This is a genomic window from Acetobacter pasteurianus subsp. pasteurianus LMG 1262 = NBRC 106471, assembly GCF_000285275.1.
GTDB lineage: Bacteria > Pseudomonadota > Alphaproteobacteria > Acetobacterales > Acetobacteraceae > Acetobacter > Acetobacter pasteurianus.
The window spans coordinates 1-22829 of record NZ_CADO01000011.1 but is presented as its reverse complement, the minus strand read 5'-3'; the positions used below and the strand labels follow the sequence as shown (position 1 = coordinate 22829).

22 protein-coding genes and 1 tRNA gene are annotated in these 22829 nt (G+C 51.6%); 11 read left to right on the top strand and 12 right to left on the bottom strand.

What is annotated here, in order from left to right; all coding sequences use genetic code 11:
• Positions 1–49 precede the first annotated feature (49 nt).
• Both APA10_RS03570 and APA10_RS03565 read right to left on the bottom strand, forming a co-directional pair.
• Positions 50–1345 (bottom strand): histidine-type phosphatase, encoded by a 1296-nt coding sequence (locus tag APA10_RS03570; RefSeq protein ID WP_003629750.1) that lies wholly within the window; start codon positions 1343–1345, stop codon positions 50–52.
• The gene (locus tag APA10_RS03565) at positions 1342–2664 is read right to left on the bottom strand and encodes a hemolysin family protein (protein WP_003629751.1); all 1323 of its coding nucleotides are present in this window, start codon (positions 2662–2664) and stop codon (positions 1342–1344) included. Before APA10_RS03565 ends, APA10_RS03570 begins: the two co-directional genes overlap by 4 nt.
• 224 nt (positions 2665–2888) lie before the next feature.
• Between APA10_RS03565 and acuI the strand changes: the two genes are divergently transcribed.
• Entirely contained in the window at positions 2889–3869 is a 981-nt protein-coding gene (gene acuI / locus APA10_RS03560; RefSeq protein ID WP_003629753.1) for an acrylyl-CoA reductase (NADPH), read from the top strand.
• Between the two features lie 9 nt (positions 3870–3878).
• Here the strand turns inward: acuI and APA10_RS03555 are convergent, their stop codons facing one another.
• The 3 genes from APA10_RS03555 to APA10_RS03545 form a co-directional block, all read right to left on the bottom strand.
• Positions 3879–6035, bottom strand: a complete 2157-nt coding sequence (locus APA10_RS03555; RefSeq protein WP_035367324.1) for a peptidase domain-containing ABC transporter — start codon at positions 6033–6035, stop codon at positions 3879–3881.
• The gene (locus APA10_RS03550; RefSeq protein ID WP_003629755.1) at positions 6035–7339 is read right to left on the bottom strand and encodes an HlyD family secretion protein; all 1305 of its coding nucleotides are present in this window, start codon (positions 7337–7339) and stop codon (positions 6035–6037) included. The genes APA10_RS03555 and APA10_RS03550 overlap by 1 nt, the downstream gene beginning before the upstream one ends.
• Before the next feature lie 95 nt (positions 7340–7434).
• Positions 7435–7695: a hypothetical protein gene (locus tag APA10_RS03545; protein WP_003629756.1), complete on the bottom strand. Its 261-nt coding sequence runs from the start codon at positions 7693–7695 to the stop codon at positions 7435–7437.
• 257 nt (positions 7696–7952) lie between these two features.
• Between APA10_RS03545 and APA10_RS03540 the strand changes: the two genes are divergently transcribed.
• Complete coding sequence (locus APA10_RS03540; protein WP_003629758.1) at positions 7953–9371, top strand: Hint domain-containing protein; 1419 nt, start codon at positions 7953–7955, stop codon at positions 9369–9371.
• A 97-nt stretch (positions 9372–9468) separates the two neighbouring features.
• Here the strand turns inward: APA10_RS03540 and APA10_RS03535 are convergent, their stop codons facing one another.
• Both APA10_RS03535 and argC read right to left on the bottom strand, forming a co-directional pair.
• Positions 9469–10200, bottom strand: a complete 732-nt coding sequence (locus APA10_RS03535) for an SDR family NAD(P)-dependent oxidoreductase (protein WP_003629760.1) — start codon at positions 10198–10200, stop codon at positions 9469–9471.
• Positions 10201–10242: 42 nt separating this feature from the next.
• Positions 10243–11163, bottom strand: coding sequence for an N-acetyl-gamma-glutamyl-phosphate reductase (argC, locus tag APA10_RS03530; protein ID WP_003629761.1), 921 nt, complete (start codon positions 11161–11163; stop codon positions 10243–10245).
• Between the two features lie 72 nt (positions 11164–11235).
• On the opposite strand from argC, the gene mazG reads away from it, so the two are divergent.
• Positions 11236–12213: a nucleoside triphosphate pyrophosphohydrolase gene (gene mazG, locus APA10_RS03525; protein WP_035365846.1), complete on the top strand. Its 978-nt coding sequence runs from the start codon at positions 11236–11238 to the stop codon at positions 12211–12213.
• A 73-nt stretch (positions 12214–12286) separates the two neighbouring features.
• Here mazG and APA10_RS03520 read toward each other — a convergent pair whose 3' ends face one another.
• From APA10_RS03520 to APA10_RS03510, 3 genes are all read right to left on the bottom strand, one after another.
• Entirely contained in the window at positions 12287–12814 is a 528-nt protein-coding gene (locus APA10_RS03520) for a DUF2501 domain-containing protein (protein WP_003629766.1), read from the bottom strand.
• A gap of 258 nt (positions 12815–13072) precedes the next feature.
• Positions 13073–14950 (bottom strand): molecular chaperone HtpG, encoded by a 1878-nt coding sequence (gene htpG / locus APA10_RS03515; protein ID WP_035365847.1) that lies wholly within the window; start codon positions 14948–14950, stop codon positions 13073–13075.
• Positions 14951–15055: 105 nt separating this feature from the next.
• A complete protein-coding gene (locus APA10_RS03510) occupies positions 15056–16105 on the bottom strand; it encodes an N-formylglutamate amidohydrolase (RefSeq protein WP_050998009.1) in 1050 nt (349 codons plus the stop codon).
• Positions 16106–16173: 68 nt separating this feature from the next.
• Between APA10_RS03510 and APA10_RS03505 the strand changes: the two genes are divergently transcribed.
• A tRNA-Val gene (locus APA10_RS03505) sits at positions 16174–16248 on the top strand.
• A gap of 129 nt (positions 16249–16377) precedes the next feature.
• On the opposite strand, the gene APA10_RS03500 is transcribed toward APA10_RS03505, so the two are convergent.
• Positions 16378–16584, bottom strand: a complete 207-nt coding sequence (locus tag APA10_RS03500; protein ID WP_003629769.1) for a tyrosine-type recombinase/integrase — start codon at positions 16582–16584, stop codon at positions 16378–16380.
• Positions 16585–18362: 1778 nt separating this feature from the next.
• Entirely contained in the window at positions 18363–18611 is a 249-nt protein-coding gene (locus tag APA10_RS03490; protein ID WP_035366720.1) for a hypothetical protein, read from the bottom strand.
• Positions 18612–18646: 35 nt separating this feature from the next.
• On the opposite strand from APA10_RS03490, the gene APA10_RS03485 reads away from it, so the two are divergent.
• The 7 genes from APA10_RS03485 to APA10_RS03455 all read left to right on the top strand — a co-directional run bounded on the left by APA10_RS03485 (position 18647) and on the right by APA10_RS03455 (position 22822).
• Positions 18647–19147: a hypothetical protein gene (locus APA10_RS03485; RefSeq protein WP_174714284.1), complete on the top strand. Its 501-nt coding sequence runs from the start codon at positions 18647–18649 to the stop codon at positions 19145–19147.
• A 1-nt stretch (position 19148) separates the two neighbouring features.
• A complete protein-coding gene (locus APA10_RS03480) occupies positions 19149–19724 on the top strand; it encodes a DUF2612 domain-containing protein (RefSeq protein ID WP_035366721.1) in 576 nt (191 codons plus the stop codon).
• Positions 19724–20134 carry a hypothetical protein gene (locus APA10_RS03475; RefSeq protein WP_003631221.1) on the top strand — a complete coding sequence of 137 codons (411 nt, stop codon included), beginning with the start codon at positions 19724–19726 and terminating at the stop codon, positions 20132–20134. Before APA10_RS03480 ends, APA10_RS03475 begins: the two co-directional genes overlap by 1 nt.
• A gap of 132 nt (positions 20135–20266) precedes the next feature.
• Positions 20267–20947 carry a hypothetical protein gene (locus tag APA10_RS03470; RefSeq protein ID WP_124326499.1) on the top strand — a complete coding sequence of 227 codons (681 nt, stop codon included), beginning with the start codon at positions 20267–20269 and terminating at the stop codon, positions 20945–20947.
• Positions 20947–21576, top strand: a complete 630-nt coding sequence (locus APA10_RS15620) for a phage fiber-tail adaptor protein (protein WP_456304105.1) — start codon at positions 20947–20949, stop codon at positions 21574–21576. Before APA10_RS03470 ends, APA10_RS15620 begins: the two co-directional genes overlap by 1 nt.
• A gap of 183 nt (positions 21577–21759) precedes the next feature.
• Positions 21760–22485: a hypothetical protein gene (locus APA10_RS03460; protein ID WP_035367320.1), complete on the top strand. Its 726-nt coding sequence runs from the start codon at positions 21760–21762 to the stop codon at positions 22483–22485.
• 7 nt (positions 22486–22492) lie between these two features.
• Positions 22493–22822, top strand: coding sequence for a hypothetical protein (locus tag APA10_RS03455; protein ID WP_050998007.1), 330 nt, complete (start codon positions 22493–22495; stop codon positions 22820–22822).
• Positions 22823–22829: the final 7 nt, after the last annotated feature.

The window sequence follows — 22829 nt, the reverse complement described above, 5'->3', positions numbered from 1 at the left end:
ATGTGTTTGCCTGTGTACTGCGGTAGCAATGCACAGGCACAGTATAAGGTTAATGTTGCGGCACGTTTTGGCTCAGGTTTTCCAGCCAACAGGTTTCATTGTCAGGCTGGTTACACAGTGTGCTGGTTAACGGCATGGGCGCACCTTGCCCGGCAACATTGTCCAGCTTCAGGCCGTCTCGCAGTTGGGCGAGAGACTGATGGAAAACAGCAAAGCGGATTTCTTTGCGTCCATCAGGGTGCTTCCATGTTTCAAAAGCCAGAGTTGTATCTGGGGCGGTGGGGTCTGGCTGGTCTGTAAAGGTCCAGTCCAACCCAAACAGAGTTGTCAGCATATCCAGCGTCGTATCATGCCCGGCAAACATCACCACACGGGCTTGCGCAGGCAGCACGCTACCATCCGGTAAGGGAAGGGGCTGTTCATTCAAGAGTGTTAAAATAGCTTGGGCCAGCTTGCCACCACGAGGGATGGCAATGGCTGGAGTACGCCGCATACGTGCACTTTGGTAATTATGCACAGGCAGAACGCTATTAAGTGTCTGCACGGCATCCGCATTTGCTGTGGTAATAGAAGAAGGAAGCCCCTGCGCATATTCCAGCAACAGAGCTTCCGAAACAGTAGAACCTAACGCCATGCCATTTTCGGCGTGAGGCGTACCTTTTTTCCATGAGAGCGGCGCGTGTTTGGAAAAACACGGTGATGTACCAGTGGTGCAGGCATTGGGGGCAAACAGGGCCTGCAAGGTTGCAATGCCAGACTGCACAGGTGGTGGCAATTGTGTATCTGGTGTTGGTTCAGGATCTAAAACTTTTTCAACGTCATTCGTATCTAGTGCGGTCTTTTGGGCCGCCAGGGCATTAAACAGTGGATCATGCGTTTTGGCAGGCATAGAACGGGCCTGCGTCTGGCACCCATCGCTCAAGGCCGCAGCTAGAATATCACCGCTGTGTTGTGTGCGGCTGCTGGCGGAATCTGCCCAGATAAAAGCTGGCTGTTCTAGCAGGCAACGGGCGGAGCTATCCCTGCTGGCAATGTGGTAATAGCTTTTTAAAAACTGCCCCATCAGGCCCAGATCAAACTGGCCATGTGCTGTCATCTCACCGGGGGGAACAGGCCATGGTGTCCATGTATGACGGGTCTTTTTTTCCAGCTTGTCCAAAGGTTTGGTTGGGCTGCGTATTCCGTGGCGGGAAACCAGCACAACCCGTTCCAATGTGGCATCAGAGGCATCTGTCTGTGCAGCAAATGCCTCTGGAATAATGATTGCAGGTGGAAAAAGAGAAAAAGTGGTGCCCAGAAGGCCGGCAAAAAGGAAAGGGGAGGAACGGAAGCAGGGAAAATTCATGAGGTCTCGGTCATACGTGTCACAAGCAGCTGGTTGATACGGAAACCTTCCACATCCACCACTTCAAAGCGGAAACCAGCGGCATCTACCCGGTCTGCCTTGCGGGCCATGCGGCGCAGACGGTGCATAATAAAGCCACCAATTGTGTCAAACTGCTCGCTATCGGGCAAATCCAATACATGCAGCTCGCGGATGACATCACCAATCGGGGCGGCACCATCCACCAGCCATGAGTTTTCATCACGCTTGACTATGGCCTGTTCTTCAAACGGGCTAGCTAACCCATCCATCAGCACGCCCATAATGTCTTTAAAGGTAATCAGCCCCACAACCAGCCCGTATTCATTAACAATCAGGGCAAAGCCGGTGCCGTGCGTATCAAACTGGGCCAGTGTATCCCAAAGATTCAGCGTTTCGGGAACAGAGAGAACTTCACGTCGCATCCGGGCAATGGGGTTGCTGTGGGGGCGGCCAGAGGGTGCAATGGAAGGATCCACCACAGATGCTAGAACGTCTTCCGCACGGATGGAGCCGATAACTCTATCCAGCCCACCATTGCACAGCGGATAGCGTGAATAAGGGTTGGTGCGTACCTTTTCGTGGTTATGTTCGGGCGAGTCCTGAATATCCAGAAAGATGATTTCATCACGCGGGGTCATGGCGGAGGTTACGGAACGTGCCTGTAGGGCCAGCACGTTCTCAATCATCTGGTGTTCCTGTTGCAGCAGTACCCCGGATGCCGTGCCAGCGGCCAGAATGGCATGCAGGTCTTCCGGCGTTATGGGTTCCACCGCAGAAGCTGCCGGAATTTTCAGGGCATGCAAAATGGCATCGGAAATTTTGGAGAAAATCCATACAAACGGATACAGCACCCGCAGGGCTACGCGGGGGAACCACCCTACGGCCATGGCCACCTTGTCCGGGTTGTTCATGGCTACGCGCTTGGGCAGCAGGTCAGCAAACAGAACAAAGGCGCCGGTTACAAAAATAAAGCTGAAGGTAGAGGCCAGATTTTGTGCCCACCAGTCTGACATACCCCAGCGGCTTAAAAATTCGGTGACAGGCGGGGTGAACATTTCGGAACTGGCAATACCGCCCAGAATGCCTACACCGTTCAGGCAGATCTGGATGGCGGTCATCACCTGCCCGCTGTTACGGCGCAGGGCCAAAAAGGCTTGGGCGCGCTTGTCTCCTGCTTCTGCACGACTGCGAAGCCTGACCTCCCGCGCGGCTGCGAAGGATATCTCGGAAAGTGAAATCAGAATGCTGACAGCAATCAGCAGGACAAGGGTCAGCAGACCCATAATAAACAGGAACAAGAGAACGTCCGAAATAAAGTGAAACCTGTAATGGTGGCTTCATCTATACCCGCAGGCCGAACAGATACCTAGTTTAATTTTTGTTCCCAACAGGAATGAGAGGAAACTTCAAAATACTGTCATGCAGGCACAGATGGGCTTTGCATGCGTTGGTGTACTGCGTACCGTGCTCCAGATTTTGGCCGGTTGATGGGTGGCAAAAGCTTAACCAGCGGTGAAAAAACATGTTTAAAGCCCTGTATGTAGAAAAAACACAAACTGGCCAGCAGGTTACGCTGCGCGAACTGGATGAAGCAGACCTGCCAGAAGGGGATGCAACAATCCGGGTGCAGTGGTCATCCCTCAACTACAAGGATGCGCTTGCCCTTACAGGTAAAGGCCCGATCATACGTAACTGGCCCATGGTGCCGGGTATTGATCTGGCAGGCAAAGTGGAAGCCTCTACACATCCGGCAGTTCCTGTTGGGCAGGATGTTATTGTGACTGGGCATGGCTTGGGGGAAAGCCGCTGGGGCGGGTTTGCCCAACTGGCGCGCGTGCCGGGTTTATGGGCTTTGCCACAACCTTTGGGGTTGAACGGGCGGCAGGTTATGGCGCTCGGCACGGCAGGTTTTACAGCCATGCTATGTGTGCAGGCCCTTCAGCGTGAAGGGGTGGAACCAGCAAGCGGGCCAGTACTTGTAACGGGTGCCAGCGGTGGGGTGGGCAGTGTGGCTATCATGCTGCTGTCGCGGTTGGGGTATCAGGTTGTGGCTGTAACCGGGCGGTTAGAGGAACAGCCTTACCTGCACAGTTTGGGGGCTGCTGAAGTATTACCGCGTGCGCATTTTACCACGCCATCCCGCCCGTTGGAAAAAGCGCGTTGGGCTGGTGCGGTTGATGTTGTGGGGGGGCAGGTTCTGGCCTCTGTATGTGCAAGTATGCGCCCGCAAGGGGTGGTTACAGCGTGTGGATTAGCCGGAGGGATGGATTTTCCCGCAACGGTTGCCCCGTTTATTTTGCGTGGTGTGACATTGGTAGGCATTGATAGCGTGCAATGCCCGAGGCGAGAGCGGCAGGAGGCATGGGCGCGCCTTGCTGAACTAATAAACCCGCGGCAGCTTGATGACATGGTGCGTGAGATTGATCTGGCGGAAGCCCCGCAGGCTGCAGATATGCTGCTGGCAGGCCATGTGCGGGGGCGGCTGGTTGTGCGTATTCCCTAAACTAACAGGTTAAGACGCAGCTCTGTTTTGCTTATTGGGTGGTTGATATTGCGTCAGAACCCCACCGGGCTGGAAGATATAGATGGTATCCGCATGTGCGATGGTTGCCGGGCGATGTGCAACCATAATCCGGGTTACGTTCATATCGCGTAGGGCCTCGGCCACCTTGTGTTCGGTCAGTTCATCCAGATGGCTGGTGGCTTCATCCAGAAACAGGATTTCAGGTTTGCGGTAGAGCGCGCGTGCCAGAATGACGCGCTGCTTTTGCCCGCCAGAAAGCCCACTGCCCATATCACCTACCAAGGTTTCAAACCCCATTGGCATGCGTTTGATATCATCAATAATGGCGGCGCGGGTGGCGCACTCTACCAGCCATGCTTCATCCACCTGTTCGGAAAATCCACTGATATTGTCTGCAATGGAGCCAGAGAACAGGCCATCATCTTGCAATACGCCGGCAATGCGGTTGCGATAGCCTTCAAGCGTCAGGCTTTCCAAATCCGCACCATCCAGCCGGATGCTGCCTTCCTGCGTTTCCATCAGCCCCATCAGGGCCTTAAGGAATGTGGTTTTGCCACAGCCCGAAGGGCCGACAATGGCTACACTGCTGCCTGCAGGCACTTCCAGTGAGATGTTGCGGAAGATCCACGGATCCTGCGAGCCATAGCGTGCAGACAGGCCAGAGCAACTGAGCGTGCCATTGGCCCGTTGCTCACCCAAGCGGGGTGGGGGCACTGCAGCCGTGGTGCTTGTGGCTTCCGGGTCTGTCATCACAATGTCGGACAAACGGTCTGTCTGCACATTCAGCATACGTATCTGAAAGCCGCTGCTAATCAGATTGCCAATGCGTGTGGCGAACTGATCTTTGTAGGACAGGAAAGCCACCAGCATGCCTACTGTCATATGGCCGCTCATAACAGCACCCGCACCCAGAACCATCATAATCAGGCGGTCAGCGCCAAAAATCAGATCGCCCATGCGGCCATAGATCAGATCATACCGTTGTAAGCGCAGGCGGATGTTAATGCTGTCCACCAGCAAATTCAGCCATGTGGTGCGGCGGCGCTCGCGCAGGCCCAAAAGCTTTACGCTGGCCATGCCGCGCAGGGTTTCTATAAAATGGCTTTGCTGGCGGGCATCAATAACAATCTGTTCTTCAGATGCCTCACGGTAGATGCGGTAGGTAATCAGCCGTAACAGCACATCCAGCCCCGTGGCCACCATAGCCACCATGCCCAGCCAGCCACCATAAATGAACAGCATGATGGCCATGCCCACGGCCATCAGCCCATCCATAACCGTTTGGACCATATCGGTGGTGATGGTTTTTTGGATGGTACCCAGTGAGTTAAAGCGTGAGAGTACATCGCCTACATGGCGTTTGGAAAAGTAATCCAGCGGCAAGCGAGAGAGATGGTCGAACAGGCTGGTGTTCCATTGCAGGCCAACCCGTGTGCTCAGCAGTAGCACGGCCCATTGACGCACACAGCCAATAAGCATCTGCAAGAGCAAAAGCAGGGCCATGCCACAGGCAATGGTAATAAGCAGTTCGTGATCGGCCGTTACCACCACTTCATCAATCACGACCTGCGAGACCATGGGCATGATCAGCGCAATCACTTCCAGCCCAAGAGAAAGCGCACCTAGCACCATAAGGGCTGGGCGTAGCCCTGCTACATGGCGAAACAGATCGCGCAGGCGCAGGGTTTCTCGGTCATCCTCGCGGCGGAAGCTATCGTTTGGGGTGGCTTCCAGGGCAATACCCGTGAACTCGCGCGAGACTTCGCCCATGCTCAGTGTACGGCGGCCTACTGCTGGATCATGAATGGTAACTTTGTTGCCTTTAACCTGCGTAAGCACCACAAAGTGGTTCATGCTCCAGTGCAAAATGCAAGGCATGCGCAGGTTGGGTAGATCTTCCAGTTCCAGCCGCACGGCACGGGTGGAGAGGCCCACCGTATCAGCCGTGGCGATAAGATCGCGCAGAGTAACGCCTTTAACGGATATGGAATAACGCCTGCGCAATGTGGCCAGATCAATCTGATTGCCATAATGGCCCATAATCATGGCCAGACATGCCAAACCACATTCTGCGGCTTCTACCTGTAAAATAACAGGCGTGCGCGAACGCCACCCGAATTCAAGGGATTTGAGGGTTACGCCCATTACCTCAATCCTCCGCTCACGGCGTAAAAATCATCGCGCATGCTAATAACAGGGTCGAAAATCCATTGGTACAATCTGCGAGTATCAATAGCGATATCGGCTTCCACTTCCATGCCAGCTTCAAGGGGCTTGTGTTGGCCATAGGCTTCAACAAACTGCTGATCGGGGCGCACACGAATGCGGTAAATATCTTGCCCCGGATTTTGGGATTGCGTTTTGTCTTTGTCTGAAGGGGCAGCTTTCTGGCCTGTGCCATCTGTTGCGGTGACGGGCGCGCGAGTGATCTCGCTGACATGACCGCGATACAAACCAAAACGTTGGTAGGGAAAGGCAGCATAGCGCAGCAGCACGGGTTCGCCCTCATGCAAAAACCCTATAGAGGCAGAGCTGACATACAATTCAGCTTCCAGAGCATGGCCTGTGGGCAATAACGTGAGCAAAGGTGTGCCAGAGGAAACCTGCTGGCCGGGGTTAACGCGAATGGCGGTGAGGGTGCCATCATCCGGAGCAAGGATAATACTGCTGCGGTGGCCTTCGCTTTCGGCAATCTGTTGGTCAATCTGGGCTATTTGCTTGTCCAGATCATTTAGATCATGCGCCAGTTGGCCATCGTAACGGATGAGCTTTGTGGTAAGGTCCGCAATCTTTCCTTCTGTATCCGTATAGCTTTGCAAAAACTGTGCATGACTGCTGAGCAGTTGGGCATAGGTGTAAAGCTGGCTCTGGAACTGTGTTTCTGTCACCAGATGTGCGGATTGTGCCGTTTGCATACGGCGTACGGCAGCTTCTACCACGGGCAGCACATGGGCATCGTTATCAAGCTGGTGCCCGATATGTTGGTGTTGCTGGTTGAGGTAACGGATCTGGGTCACCATGGATTGTTTTTCCACGGGCGCATCTTGGGCGCGAATATCTTTTTGCTGCTGCAACAGATCGCGCTGGTGGCGTAACTGGGAGAGAATATGCTCCTGCGTGGGGCCTGATGAGGATGTGGCTTCCAGATCTATGGTGAACAGAACATCACCTTTTTTAACGTGTTGACCTTCCATGGCGTTTTGTTGGGCAATGGTGCCAGTTGTATTGGCGTTAACGGTAATAAGACCCGAAGGGGGAACCATTAAGCCGGTAGCGTGCACACGCCGGGTATAAACACCCCAGATAGTGTAGAGAATGGCCAGTACCACAAGGGCGAGCGTGAACCATGCCGCAATCCGGATAGAAAGCGGTTGAGAGGCCTGAACCTGCCCAAGCCATGATTGGCGCCGTGCTTCCAGAACCTCACGCCTAAAAAGGTCCGAACTCATGCAGGCTTTTTTGAAGAGTGCAAGGTTTTACCACTTTAAGTATTTTTGCAAAATAACCAGGCGGCTTTTTGCAAACCGCCTGGAAATTTCTGAAATTAAACTTTCAGAACGTCACCCAGAAGGGAGGTCACGCCATTGGTCGTGGCGTCCAGACCCGTCAGCAGGCCGTCAGCAATCGTGGTTACGCCGCTTGTTACAGCAGGAACCAGAGCATTAACCGTGCTGTTCACGCCGCCAAGGATGGTGGCCAGACCAACATCCAGACCAGCCAGTGTGTCTGTCAGTGTGGTGCCCAGAGCATCGCCCAGCGTGCCGCCAGCAACCATAACGATTTCGGAATCGTTCAGAGTTTTCATAGGTTTTCACCTTCGACTAAGAAAGTTGTGCCATTGCGGCAGACCTATATTCTGGCAAAATATATTTTCTGACAATAGTATAGTAAAGTAACAAATAAAAGAATACCTAACAAATTAATTAAATAAACCAATGTATATTATATGTTGTGTATTTATTTTGTTCATTAATGCTTATCAAAAATAAATAATCAAATCAGGTATGTAATTTTTGCATTCATAGGCATGCTTCAAAACCTCTTACGTTTTGGCATGTTTTCATGAAATTATATGGTGATTCTCAAATGTCAGATTCAAATACTATAGAAATTACCTCATCAAATCAGGATGTATCTCTTTCGGGTGCATCCGGACTGACAGGTTCCAATTATTATGAAATCAGCAATCCATATGATTACCATTTCACATTAGATCTTTCTAATTTTGGATCTGATTTATTCGCACTCTATGATTCAACAAATAAAGTAACAATTATCAGTACAAATCTTAACGCAGGCATTGGTTATAGCAACCAAGACTTGTACGTTGTGATCCCAGATACAGCTACAGTTATTAATCCTCTAGGTATCGAACCTAGTTTGGATGGTAAGGAAACACCTAAAACTATTTCAACAGATGGAACGTATAGCGATACATTTTCATGTTTTTTAAAAGATTCTTTAATAAAAACACAAAATGGATATATGCCGGTGCAGGATATTGCTCCCGGTGAAAAGGTTTCTGTTTTTATTGATGGTACAGAAGAACAAAAAGAAGTGGTATGGGCAGGAACAGCACATATTGTTGTCAATGCCAATTTGCCAGAAGATCAAGCTGGATGCCCTATACGGATTCTAAAAAATTCTATTGCAGAAAACGTACCTTTTAAAGATATGTTGATAACACCCGAACACTGTCTGTTTGTGGAAGGAAAGTTTGTTCCTGCACGTATGTTGGTAAATGGTCGTTCCATTTATTATGATACCACCATGACATCTTATGATTACTATCATATTGAAACGGAAAAACATTCAGTCATTATGGCAGATGGAATGCTGACTGAAAGCTATCTGGATACAGGAAACCGTCGTAACTTCCGGCAGGCGGGCAAAGTTATCAGAATTGGTGGAAAGCAGAAAAACTGGGAGGAACATGCCGCTGCACCATTGGGTGTTCAGCGTGATTTTGTTGAACCAATTTTCCAAAAATTGGAAGAAAAAGCAAAAGGTCTGGGAATCGAGGGCCGCGCAGAACCAAAAGTTCTTATTGAAGACCCGGACCTCAAGTTAATTACCAACAGTGGGGCAACTATTTATCCATTCAAAAAATCCGAGAATATTTACAGCTTCATGCTTCCCGCAGGGGTGGAGAGTGTGCGCGTGGTATCTCGTTCCAGCCGCCCTTGTGATTCTATCGGACCGTTTGTGGATGATCGTCGTCAAATGGGTGTTGCTGTTGGCAAAATCCATTTTGGCTCTATCCGGGTGTCGCAGCAGGTTCAGGAGCATCTGGTGCCATCCAAGCCAGAAGGGTGGCATGATATGGGCTGGCAAGATTGCGCATGGACAGACGGCAATGCCTTGTTGCCACTGCACAACATCGTAACAAGCAAAATGGGTATTCTTAGCTTGGAAGTCCGAGCAGCTGGCCCATATGTTGTACAGGCCGACCAACAGGAATATGCTGTGTTGTCAGCATAGTTTCTGCTGTCAGGGGCTACGGAATAGAAAAAGCCCCAACATCTTTTTACAGATGTTGGGGCTCATAATAAAATCCCATTAGAAAATGGGTAGCTTTTTAAGCTTCCAGACCACCATCAACCGGAATGGCTGCACCCGTAATGTATTCAGCCTGCGGGCTGGCAAGGAAGGCAACAGTAGAAGCAATATCTGCTACGGTGCCATAAGCACCGGTTGCGACAAAACTGCTGATCAGTTTTGCAACTTCGCCTTCAGCCGGGTTCATGTCCGTATCAATCGGGCCGGGTTCCACCACGTTGGCCGTAATGCCTTTTGGCCCCAAATCCCGCGCAACGCCTTTGGCAAAGCCGCGGAGTGCCGCTTTGGTGGTGGCGTAAAGGGAAATGCCGGGGAAAGGCGCACGCGCACCAAAGGCAGAACCGATAAAGATAAGGCGCCCACCTTTTTGCATGTGCTTTGTGGCTTCTGCTGTTTCAATCATAACAGCGCGCACGTTCAGGTTGAGAACTTTTTCAATATCTTCAACGCTGGTTTCGTTAATTGGGCCATAAGGAAACATGCCCGCATTGCACACCAGCGCATCAATCCGGCCAAAATCTGCAATGGTTTTGGCAATAACGGCCTTGTTGCCTTCTACCGTGGCACCATTGGCTTTGATTGTAACGGCCTTACGGCCAAGTGCGCGCACTTTCTGGGCAACCTTTTCGGCAGCCTCTGCACTGTTGGCGTAAGACAGGGCAATGTCGTAGCCATCTTTTGCCAGAGCCTCAACAATAGCGGCACCAATGCCTCGGCTTCCGCCGGTTACAAGCGCAACACGGTTGCTCATAGTCTTTAACCTTTCTTCTATTTTGCGTGGGCGGGGCAGAGTTTAGGCGGCGTTCAGGCCCAGCATCAGCCGGATATTCTGCAACGCAGCGCCAGATGCCCCTTTGCCCAGATTATCCAAACGGGCGGTAAGCAGTGCCTGTCGGTTCTGGGTATTGGCATGCACGCGCAGTTCCATTCTGTCGCTTCCCGCAAGGGCTTCGGCAGAAAGTTTTGGCTCTGCGGCCAGCACACGTACATGGTCTTGCCCTGCGTAGCGTTTTTCCAGAATGTTGTGCAGGTCTTCCCCGCTCACGTTTCCGTTCAGATCATCCAAATGCAGCGGGATGGACACAATCATGCCGCGCGCAAAATGCCCAACAGAAGGCACAAAAACCGGCCTGCGCTTAAGCCCCGCATGTTGATGAATTTCGGGCACGTGCTTGTGCTCAAGCTTCAGGCCATACAGCTCAAATGCAGGGCCACCATCGCGCTCATGCGCTTCTATCATGCTGCGGCCACCGCCGGAGTATCCGCTAATAGCGTTAATACACACCGGGTAGCGCGCATCCATCACACCGGCATCCACCAACGGGCGCAACAGGGCAATGGCACCTGTGGGGTAACAGCCGGGGTTGGCTACGCGGGGGGCAATGGCAATAGCCTCAGCCTGTCCAACTTCCAGTTCGGGAAAGCCATAAACCCAACCGGGTGCTGTGCGGAAAGCCGTGCTGGCATCCAGAATGCGGGGTGCGGCATCGCCTAGGCCTGCGGCCATTTCAACAGCCTCGCGGGAGGCATCATCAGGCAGGCACAGCACAACCAGATCGGCCGCCTGCATGGCTTCCTTACGGGCGGCTGGGTCCTTGCGGTGTGCGTGTTCTACGGAATGGAGCGTGACAGGCAAAGGGGCAAGGCGTTCGCGAATTTCAAGCCCTGTTGTGCCGGCTTCACCATCAATAAAGACTACGGGTTTCTGTGTCATGCCTTACCTCATTCTGGTTCTGGCGGCAGATTAGGCTTTCTGGGTGCTGCCGCATAGACGGCACGGCTGTTTATGGCAAAATGCCATTATATCTTTTTGCACCGGGTAGCGGTGTATGTATGCAAACCAAAGGCAGAAACAAGCATGACCACTTCCCCCGCATCCCGCCAACCAACAAAAAGCGCACAACAGGGCAATAGCCCGCAAGCAGCATACGAATTGCAACGTCTGCTCGCCCTTATGGCCCGTTTGCGAGACCCCAAGGAGGGTTGCCCATGGGACAGAGAGCAAACGCATGAAACCATAGCACCCTACGCCATTGAAGAAGCGTATGAAGTGCTGGATGCCATCCAGAAAAAAGATTGGAATGCGTTTCCCGATGAATTGGGAGACCTGCTGCTACAGGTTGTATATCAAGCCCAGCTTGCGCAGGAAGAGGGGCGGTTTGATTTTGCAACCGTAGCCCGCATGATTACGGAAAAGATGATCCGCCGCCACCCCCATGTGGTGTTTGGAGCCGATGTGCTGGAAGACCATGCCGTAGCGGATACGCCGCAACCAAAGCAGGACATTCCCGGCCAATGGGAGACGTTGAAGGCGCAGGAACGGCAACGTAGTGCCGGGCAAACTGGTAAAGGGGCAGCTATACCGGGTGCCTTGGCGGGAGTGCCGCCAGCATTGCCTGCATTATTACGTGCCTCCAAACTGGCTGCGCGGGCTGCACGTGTGGGGTTTGACTGGCCAGATATTTCTGGCGTGGTGGCCAAGGTTCATGAAGAGATTGAAGAGTTTTCTGTTGAACTGGAAGCCGGTAATCGTGAGCGCATGCAGGATGAACTGGGCGATGTTCTGTTTTCTATTGCCAGTCTGGCACGAAGGCTGAAGCTGGACCCGGAAGCCTGCTTGCGCCAGGCATGTGACAAATTCACTCGCAGGTTTGAAGGTGTGGAGGCTGTTCTGGCGGAACAGGGACTTTCCATGCAAGACCAAAGCGTGGAAATGCTTGATGGTATTTGGAAGGATGTCAAAAAAGCAGAAAGTAAAAAGTAACGCCAGCAGAGGCAGGTTTGGCATATTTATAAAGTAGGGCAGGCTGCTATGGCCTGCCCATGTATGAAGGATATTAGTCTGTCAGGCTTTGGCCCTTTTTTGTAAGGTCGCTGCACAGCTTTACGCGCTTGGAAAGCTCAAGCGTGGCAATATCAAAGGGTTTGGATGTGCTGTTTTGTAGCAACCCTTGCCCCCCTAAAGAATATCCCTGATCGTTCCGCACATCGGAGCGTTTGGAAAGATTGCGGGCCACACTGCGTGGTGTTGTGCCAGAGGCATAATTCTTATGCACGCAATAGGAAAGCAGCCCCGCCACGTTGCCGGTGCTTGCGTTTTCTATTGATGGCAGGCCACCTTCCCCCAAAACGCCGGGGGTGGCTGTGGTAGAGGTGCCCGAAACATTCCCCACAACCTGTGCGCCATTTGTAGGAGCAGAAGCCGGATGGGCCGGATCTGTTACCGGAAGGGCATCTGCAGGAGTGGTCGGAAATGTGGTGCCTGCTGGAAGATGGGAAGGTGTGGTCTGTGCGTGTGCCATACTTGCGGCACTGAGCCCCAGAATACAGCTTGCAGCCATTATTGTTTTTTTGGTGGAGAACATTTAGATAGCCCTTTCAAAATTTTCCATACAACAGGTCTTATTCAAAAAAGTGCCGCTATCTTTTGTAATAAAAGCGCAATAGCGGGTTCTGCCTACTAGAATGCGCCAGAGTGGGAAAAGTTCTTTTCTACTGTAATTGGTCAGATCTTGCTGCGCTGTTGTTGTAAAATAGTTTTTGAAAATCTTGTTTTACAAAAAGGAAAGGCCCGGCAGAACCGGGCCTTTTTGAAACATATAAATATTTTGTGAAGCCGAGCCTTAGGCCTTGGGGGCTTCTGGCTGTGTGCCCTGCGCCAGATATTCCATCAGGCGGCGAGAAAAGGCATTTACATCCTTGGGAGTGTCACCATTCTGAATGCTGGCAACATCCAGCAGAATATGGGCCAAGGCATCCACTTTTTCACCAGCTTTTACCTTTTGTGCCAGCGTATGCACGATAGGATGTGCCGGGTTGAGTTCCAGAATGGGTGCCGCTTCTGGCATGTTCTGCCCGCTGCGTTGCAGCAGTTTGCGCAGTTGCAGATCCGGCCCACCTTCTGGCGCACTCAGCACCATTGCGCTGGAAACCAGACGATCTGTGGCGCATATGTCTGAAACATCTTCGCCCAGTGCTTCTTTCAGGGCTGGAATCAGGGCTTCCATGTCTGCCTTTTCGGCAGATGTTTCTTCTGGCGCACCAAATTTTTCCAGATCAGTCATACCCTGTGCCACGTTGCGCAGGGCTTTGCCCTCATACGTGCCCAGACGTTCTGGCCAGAAGGAATCAACCGGGTCAGACAGCAGCAACACTTCCACACTGCGTGCCTTGAAGCCTTCAATCTGCGGAGATGCCGCCAGCACTTCTGCGCTATCACCCGTTACATAGTAAATGGCATCCTGTTCCGGCTTCATGCGGCTGATGTAGTCATCCAGAGAGGTCAGACCATCTACAGCGCTGGAGCGGAAGCGGCTGAGTGCGGCAACTTCCGTGCGGTACGCTGGGTCATCCCACATGCCTTCTTTCAACACCGGGCCAAAATTTTCCCAAAACGCAGCGTAGCTTTCGGCATCCTTGGCGCGGGTTTTCAGCTCACCCATCACCTTGCTGGTGACAGCCTTGCGAATGCGCGCGAGCACAGGGGTAGCCTGCAACATTTCGCGCGAAACGTTAAGCGGCAGGTCTTCCGTATCTACAACGCCCTGCACAAAGCGCAGCCACGGCGGCAGAATTTCGGCTTCATCAGTAATAAACATGCGGCGCACATGCAGGCGCAGCTTGCTTTCGCGCGTTTGTTCCGCAAATTCAAAAGGTCGCATGGAAGGGATAAACAGCAGGGCTGCAAATTCAATGGTGCCTTCTGCGCGCCAGTGCAGGGTATCCCACGGTTTATCGAAGTTGTGGGTCAGGTGTCGGTAGAATTCTTCAAGCTGTTCTTCTGTAATTTCACTTTTGGGTTTTAGCCAAAGTGCTTTACCTTCATTGGCGGTTTCTTCCTTACCGTCATGCAGGATTGTAACTGGCCATGCAATGTTGTCCGACCATTTGCGAATAATGGTTTGCAGGCGGGTGGGGTCCAGAAACTCTTCAGCATCAGATTTGATGTGCAGGGTGATATCTGTGCCCGGCTTATCACGCGTGGCGGGTTCTAGCGTGTAAGATCCACGTCCATCGGAAGTCCAGCGCCATGCTTCATCAGAACCCGCGCGGCGGGACACAACATCCACTTTATCTGCCACCATGAAGGCCGCATAAAAGCCCACACCGAACTGACCGATCAGGCTGGGGCGATCTTCCGGTTTGGCGTTTTCAAGCTGCTGGCCAAAGGCGCGGGTGCCAGAACGTGCAATGGTGCCAAGGTTGTTAATAAGTTCTTCCTTGGTCATGCCCGAACCATCATCGGTAATGGTCAGCAGGCGTCCGTCTTTATCCGGGTTGATATGAATTTTGGCATCTTCTGGCAGGGCACGAGCGCCATCTGTCAGGGCTTCAAATCGTCTGCGGTCTGTGGCATCTGCTGCGTTGGCCACAAGTTCACGCAGGAAGATTTCTCTTTCAGAATAAAGAGAGTGGACAACCAGATCCAGCATCCGCCCAACTTCTGCACTAAACTCCCGCGTTTCGGCATTGGGTGTGGTGTTCTGGGTTGTTTCTGTCATGTTCACGTCCTGTAATGCATTGTTTGCTTTTATGTGATTATCAGATGTGGTGGTTGCGCTGCGTTTTCAATATCCACTCCGTTAGATAATACGCATGCTTCTTTTCTATAAACCGTGGGAAGCGGGAAAGAGTTTCAGAAACTTTTCCGTAAGCGTGGCCAGCGCGTTGGAAAGCGGTGCAAAGCCTGCGTGGCAGATATGGGTTTCTTCATCCATGTACAAACTTCTGCGCATTTCAATTTGCAGGGCATGCAGGTTTTGCAGCGGCCTGCCATAATGGCGGGTGATATATCCACCAGCGTAAGGTTGGTTGCGCGTGGTGCGGAAGCCCAGGCTCTGTAAGGTCTGTTCGGCTGTGCCAATTGGCGGGGCAGGGGGGTTTGGCGGCGGCCTGCCATAATGGCGGGTGATATATCCACCAGCGTAAGGTTGGTTGCGCGTGGTGCGGAAGCCCAGGCTCTGTAAGGTCTGTTCGGCTGTGCTGATAATATCTGGGTGGCATGTGGTGCCGTGGGCATCGCCCAGCACAAAGTCCGGGCTTGCCGCTTCAGGCACATCGGGCATGGAGTGTAAGTCTAGCAGCAGGCAGGTGCCGTGTTTTGCGCGTGTTTTGTCCAGCATATCGGCCAGCATGGCATGGTAAGGCATCCAGTAATGGCGGATGCGCAGGGCGGCTTCCATAAAAGGCAGGCGATGCCGGTAAATAGGTTTTCTGTTGCCAACAATACGTGGAATGGAGCCAAGACCGGCAAGACCACGTTCTGTAGGGCGTACAAAAGCAGGAATGGGGCCATGGAACATGCGCGTATCCAGATCCCACGCGCCACGGTTTACATCGCAAAATACGCGGGGGAAGGTGGCATGTAGCAAGGCTGGCCCTAAGGCATGTGCCTGCTCTGCCAAAAGGTGAATATGACTATCCTCCCCACTGCGTAAGACAGAAAGAGGCTGGCGGGAGTTTTGCACAAAGGCTTCTGGGTAAAACTGCCCGGAATGAGGGGAGGCCAGCACAATTGGCGCACCCACGCTACCTTGCACCACAAACGGAGCAGGCGCGATGGCCCGGCTTGTCTGATCTGGCAAGTCTGCCTCTGATGTGTTTTCCAGCAAACGTGCCAAATGGCGTGGCAGCAGGGAATGGGCAAGGTTTTTCATGTTGCTGGTATTCTAAGGGGTTGCGTTTGCCACGCAAGAAGGATAAAAGGCGGCCCACGGTTACGGATGGGCGCATAGCTCAGCGGTAGAGCACTATCTTGACATGGTAGGGGTCACAGGTTCAATCCCTGTTGCGCCCACCATCCCTAACCAGAAGTTTTCTGCGGATTTTTCGAAAATTTAGAAAATATCTTCAATCCAAATCGGTACATGATAAACCGCTTTTACACGCACTATTTTACGGTGTGTGGTTATGAAGTGGTTACTAGTTTTTATGGATGCGGAATGATGCGCGGGCCATCCCGCCACCATTTGATAATATCCTCCCGATAAACTGGCGGCATGAGTTTGGCATATATCGTCACGGTATTGATGCTGCACCAGTCTCCATCTGATTTCAGCAGCAGAAGATTCTTGTGTACGCAGTAATGCCATGATGCCCATGTGTGGCGCAGGTCATGAGGTGTGAACTCTGGCACGAAAGCCTGCTTTGCCTTTTTCCGCCATCTTGGAACCCATTCCCAAATTCGGCCTGATAACCCGGCGCGGTGGCAAGCGCCCGCTCATCCGCTTTTAATCTGGCCTCCGTACTGGCGCCCGGAATCGTAGCGTTCCCCGTTATGATGTCATGCACGGTTTTCTTCTCTGGCCTAAATACATAGCTGTCACACCATTTTATAGATGATAGCCAACGGATTACGGCCGGGCATAAATCAACATGCCTCTGGCGACCTTGCTTTTGCCAGACAACAGCACGCGCCCCGTGCAGGTTGATATCCTTTCACTGGAGATCCAACGCCTCTGATAGTCGGCATCCAGTTCCCAGCAGAAATACAAATAAAGGCTGCAAATGGGGAGCTGCGTGTTGGACAAGTGCCGTTGCCTGCTCGGGCAACAGGAAGCGCTTAATGGTGATTAGTGCAAGGGCCGGTAGATCACATCAGCCTTGTATTGCCCCAAACTCTAGAATTGCCAGCAACAGCGTTCTGATTGCCTGCTTCTTTGTGGATGGAGATGCGCTTTCTTCAGCCTTTAATATTTTGGCATATGTCCCTCGAAGTGAGGCGTTATTGGTACTGGAAAGCTTGGTCTCTCCAAAGTATTTCACGAGCCTATCTACATAACGCCCTGTTGCTGCGGAACATGGCGTATCCTTCGTATATGCCGTGGCCGCATCGGCAAAGGTTATGACAGCGCGGGTTCCATAGAGTTTTTCTTGCCAGAACTCCGCTTCTCTTTTTGTCCGATATTCTTCTGCGAGGCGGCGATTTGCTATGCCCGTACTTTCCAGTATTCGCTTACCCCCACTCGTCCCCTTGATAAAAAAATTTTTCGTGTGGGAGAACGTGACGAGTTTGATGGATATTTCATACTCTCGATAAGTCTTTGGTAATCATCGGGGAAGAAAACAAACTTCTTTCCCCATCGTCTATGCGTAGGGCCACCATTATACTCTAGATGCTCCAGAAGGCGCGTCAGAACATCTTTTGTGGTCATAAGATCAGGCAGCGTCTCACCCATTCCTACCCTCCTTTAATGGCGGATTAGCAACGCCACAAACAATCATACTGATTGCATCTTCATTGGTGAAAGCGCCACCTTTCCAACAGTATAGGGTGTTCTTTGCCATTCGCATGCGTTCGGCTGGGATGTTGTGTGGCACGATATGGGATTTTGTGGCTGCGTCTGCTGCTGGGAGGGTGGCAATTATCATCTTTCGAACAACACCTTTCATTGCCGCGATATTTTTCTTGGTGGGTCTTATGCATGCACACCTCATCAAGGTTATGGCATGCAATAGGATCACCGAGCAGGCATGGCTCATTCCAAGCAGCAGCAAGAAAGAGCCGCCTCAATGCGTGCGTCAGTCATTCCCCGCCCTTCATAGCGGCACGTAAGGTTGGTGCGTCTCCAAGCATTCCTTCAGGCATTTCATATACTCCCCAACCGAATTCTTTTCTGTATTCAACTCCTACTTTCATATCTGCCAACCACTCCAACCGCCGCGTATCAGCCGCACACTCTGCCTGGGCGCGCTCCTCGACTTCTTGGATGTATTTGTTAGCAATGGCGATGCACTCATCTATATCTGTATGCTTATTGAATATGGCGCATGCCAGAGCGGATACCTATTTCTTGCGTTCAGTCATGCTAGCCCCCCATACCACTTCCCCCCCTTGATGCTCTTTGCTTTCGGCAAGCCAATCTTCATTCGTAAACTTCCATCTATCCCAAGGGCCTCTGCGGGATGCATATTTCATGCCGCAGTTCCTAGGTTGCGGATGGCAGCGGCCAATGCATGTCCAGCAGCGTTAAAGTGCCAAACTGTCTCGCCTGTCTCCAAATCTTCAAAATTATTTGTGTCTTCGACAACTTCTCTAGTCATGAGCCCATTCTTTTCTAGAAGGATCATGTCATCGGCATCGGTTCTGTTGCACTCATCAAGAGCGTACCAAACACGCAAAGCAGTTTGAATAACTGGTATCGAATATTTCCCTGCCAGCATTTCGTTTATCTGTGGGAGGGGAGGGGCGCAGGCCCATGATATTGCATATCTGCAAGGCTAGCTTGTTTGTATGTGTGAATGGCGGAGCGGATGAAGATATTGCGCGCGCCATCCTGAGCAAAAAGCCGCCAGGTTGTGGTTATACCGGCACCAGCAGCGTGACCGTGACCGACCTAAACAGTGGCTACACTACAGAGCCAAGCTATACGGTGCAGTTTGCGCGCGCCACGCCCACGCCAGTTTACATTGCTGTAAATCTTAAAAGAGGTTTTTCTGTTCCTTCAACGGCAACGGGAGATGTGCAGGCGGCCATCATTTCCGCTTTCAATGGTCGGGATGGTGGCACGCGGGCGCGTATTGCCAGTTTGCTTTTTGCCAGCCGGTATTATGCACCAATAGCGGCCTTGGGCTCATGGGTGCAGATTGTTGAAATCACCAAAGGTATAGCGGCCAATCAAGCCGGGTTTACACTGAAAATGCAGGCCGATCAGATTCCCACCATAGAAGCGGCGAACATTACTGTCGCAATCGCGTGACATGCAAAACGTCCAGAAAACAATACTGTCTCAGTATTCATCATCGCCAACCATTGGCTCTTTGATTGAAGGCTGGAATCAGGCGCTAGATCCGTCCACCTTGATAGACGCGTGGTACGCAGATGTCTGGGATTTGGATACTGCCCAAGGGTATGGGCTGGATGTATGGGGCCGTATTGTTGGCGTCAGCCGCGTTCTCAAGGTCACATCCAGTAAATACTTCGGGTTTTCCGAAGCGAATGATCTGACAGAGGAAGGGTTTAACAGCGCTCCTTTCTTCGCGGGAAATGCAGCGACAGACAATTACAGCTTGTCTGATGATGGATATCGCCAGCTCATAAAAGCCAAGGCACTCGCTAACATCACTGACGGCTCGGTCTTCTCAATCAACAAGATTCTAACAACGCTCTTTGTGGGGCAGGGGGATGCCTATGTGCAGGACAACGGCAATATGAGCATGACTTACGTGTTCAATTTTGTGCCGACCGACGTGCAGGTTTCAATCATCGAAAATTCTGGCGTGCTGCCACGACCTGCAGGCGTTGCAATCTCCTATTCAATAAAAAGTTCTTCCTGATGAAACAGTCTGATGATCTGGGGCTTTTTAACGCCCTTATTGCGGCAGCAGCGGCATCTGGAAACGTATCAACTGTTCCAGACACGCAAGCCACAGCAGGAGATGGCAGCGCCAGTATTGCGTTAGGGTTCCCCCCAGAGACCTTTATTGACCGTGCGGCTGGCGGCTCGCCTCCTCGTGGTGCAGACATGAACGGGTTTCTGAATCGCCTATCTCGCGCCGTTCAGGTTTTGCAGGCGGGTTACGTTGGCCCTTTCAATACTACCTTTGCGCAGGCCATCGGCGGGTATCCTGCTGGCGCTATCGTGTCAGGATCTACCCCTGGTTCCTTCTGGGTTTCTACGGCAGATAGCAACGTCACAACGCCTGGGGCTAGTGGGGCGACTTGGAATGTTTTGTTTGATGGGTAACTGACTGATGCAATCGCCGTTTTTACATATGTGAAGAAGGCGGGCGATACCTCTACGGGTGACCAACTTGTTACAAATATAAATCCTTCGACCACAACGGGCGCGTTTAATGCCAGCCCGCATTTCGGTTGCGTGATTTCTGGCCGTAATTGCGAATTCGGTATGTGTGTACAGGAGAATGTTGGTACAGCGACAGCGGGGGCGTTACGTTTAATATTCCCCGGCACAAGTGGGGCTTCTCAATTTATTTGGCTGTTCAATCAATCGGATCGAGTTACTTCTGGGGCAAATACGTTTGTTTTTTTGTCAGACATTCAGGCTTATTTCGCCGCAGCTTCGGGTTCATCAAATGCCTCTGTAACCAATTTACAAGGGGTTGACTGGACAGAAAATAATCCTGATGCATATGTGCAGGTGACGGCAGGCGGGGTTTCGTTTGCCGTCCCAACTCTAAATATGGTCAGTGCAGCCATTAGCTCGGAAGTTACGGCCCGCACCAATGCTGATAATACTCTGCAAGCAAATATTACGACAGTTGAAAGTAAGTTGCCGCTTCCAGAAGGAATGCTCTGTCAGGTATTTTCTGAGGCAATTCCAAATCCCTGCCCAGCAGAGGGATGGCTAGTTAACATCCCTACAGGATGGACTACCTATTCATTTGTGACAGCATGTGGCATCGGAACAAATGTCTATGCTGTGTCAAGCAAAGTCGAAAATGCCACACAAGCGCGCCTATGGGCGAAATATCCAACAAATGGGGCATGGGCTGCTGGGGGTGAGGTAACTGTCACATCGTATGGGTATTACGCATAATGCCCCCGCCAATCCCGTTCCCAATATGGCAGCCTGCTTGGGCGCAAACTATCGTAATACCGGAGCCTACAAACCTGCGGGCGAGGGGGCTCGTAGCGAGCATTATCCCTCTTTCATGGGCGCCTAAAAGTAGTGCGAAGAATTTTGATTTTTCCCTGAATGCATCTGAAATTCTTTGCTGCACGAACGATTACATATTTCATGTTTCAGCATCGGTTCTAACGGCACAAGGGCTCCCCACAGACCTATCTGTTTCATGGTGCAGTATTGTGGATGGTCTGACTTGCGTCTTGTTGGGTGGAGGTGAGCCGGGCACTACACAGACAGTCAATGTAGAAATAACAACGCAGCAAGGGCGTGTAATTTCTCAGGATGTTTTAATTGCTATTGTCAGCGGCGTGGCCAGCATTGCCAACCCAGTTACAGAATTCTCAGACAGAAATCCTGTAATTTCCAATGCATTGCGGCTTCCGGACAATTCCATTCTGGCCCTAGATCGCAGTCATACCAATCAGATTTCGTTAGATCGCCTGCTGTCAACTGATGGCACGCATTTAACATCTCCATCCGGCGCAGATCTTCTGAACCAGATTTTTCAGACCTGGACGGATGTTCTTTTTATAGCGTGAACATTTGTTCTAATTTTGTTTTTTTATGTTCTTGCGTGGTCACTGCTATCTCTGCTTTATCATCTCGGAAATGAAAAACATCATTCCAGATGTAAAATTCAAGATTTTTCCGAATAATGTCACATATTGGCACTCGGAATCCCATTTCAAAAATGGAGGCGTTCTTTTGGACGAACGTAAATAATGTCGGGAACGACCACGTCCTCTGGCACCCCTATTTCGTCTTTGCCACAGGCGAATGCTGTATCTGCTACGGATACACTTGTGGGTGTCGTTACATCATCAGGAACCACACAGGCCGAACAGGTTCCGATTTCTGTTTTGGCTCAGGGTATTTCAGAAACTATCGGTTTGTCGGATGCGGTAAGTTCGGCTCAGACAGCGGCAGCAACAGCCGCAGCGCAAGCAGAACAGGCAACCGAGAATGCAGCCAATGGTGTAAACGCAGCACGCGGCAAAGCGAATGGTGTGGCTGCTTTGGATGCAAGCGGCAATCTGGCACTGACAGACGGCACGGCTTTGCAATCTGCACTGGCTGTTACACCTGCCACACAGACGCAGCCAGCCACACTCAAACCACTTTTAACGCTGGACGAAAGCTCAAAAGTGCGGACATTATCAGGTGATATTGCGCTTTCTGAAATGGCTACGGCCATGCAGGATGATGATTACCTGACTGTTTTGGGCGCTGCTGTAGTAGCACGGCCTAGCGTTACGGGCACTATTCCTGCCGATTTCACTGTGAACGGGAATGTGTATGTCGCGCCTGCGTCCTACATCAGCAATCCTTCATCTCTGCCTGCTGGCCTGTCTGTAGATGCCGATACCGGAATTGTTCTGACAGACGGCAGCGTTTTCTTCCCTAACACAATCAATAATGTCGGCGTGCTTTGCGCCGTTTCGGAGTAATTTTACAATGGCTACAACTTACGGCGCACCTACGGGCCTTGATCTTTCTGCTTGTTCTGTAACTGCCACGGGCGGCACGACCAGCCAGACGCTTGCCGATCTGGGCAAAGTTGTTGGGGATAATGCGACTGCGGTTACCACGGCCGTTACCAATGCCACTGACGCCAATGCCACAGCAACACAGGCTTCTGCCGATGCAGCGGCTGCTACTGCCGCCGTGGGTAACGCAGTTTTAAAAACTGATATTGGTGTTGCCAACGGTGTTGCTGGTTTGTCTGCTGACAGCAATCTCGTCGCGGATTTCTCACACTTGAGGCAATTTCGGGTCATTTTGTAGAATTCAG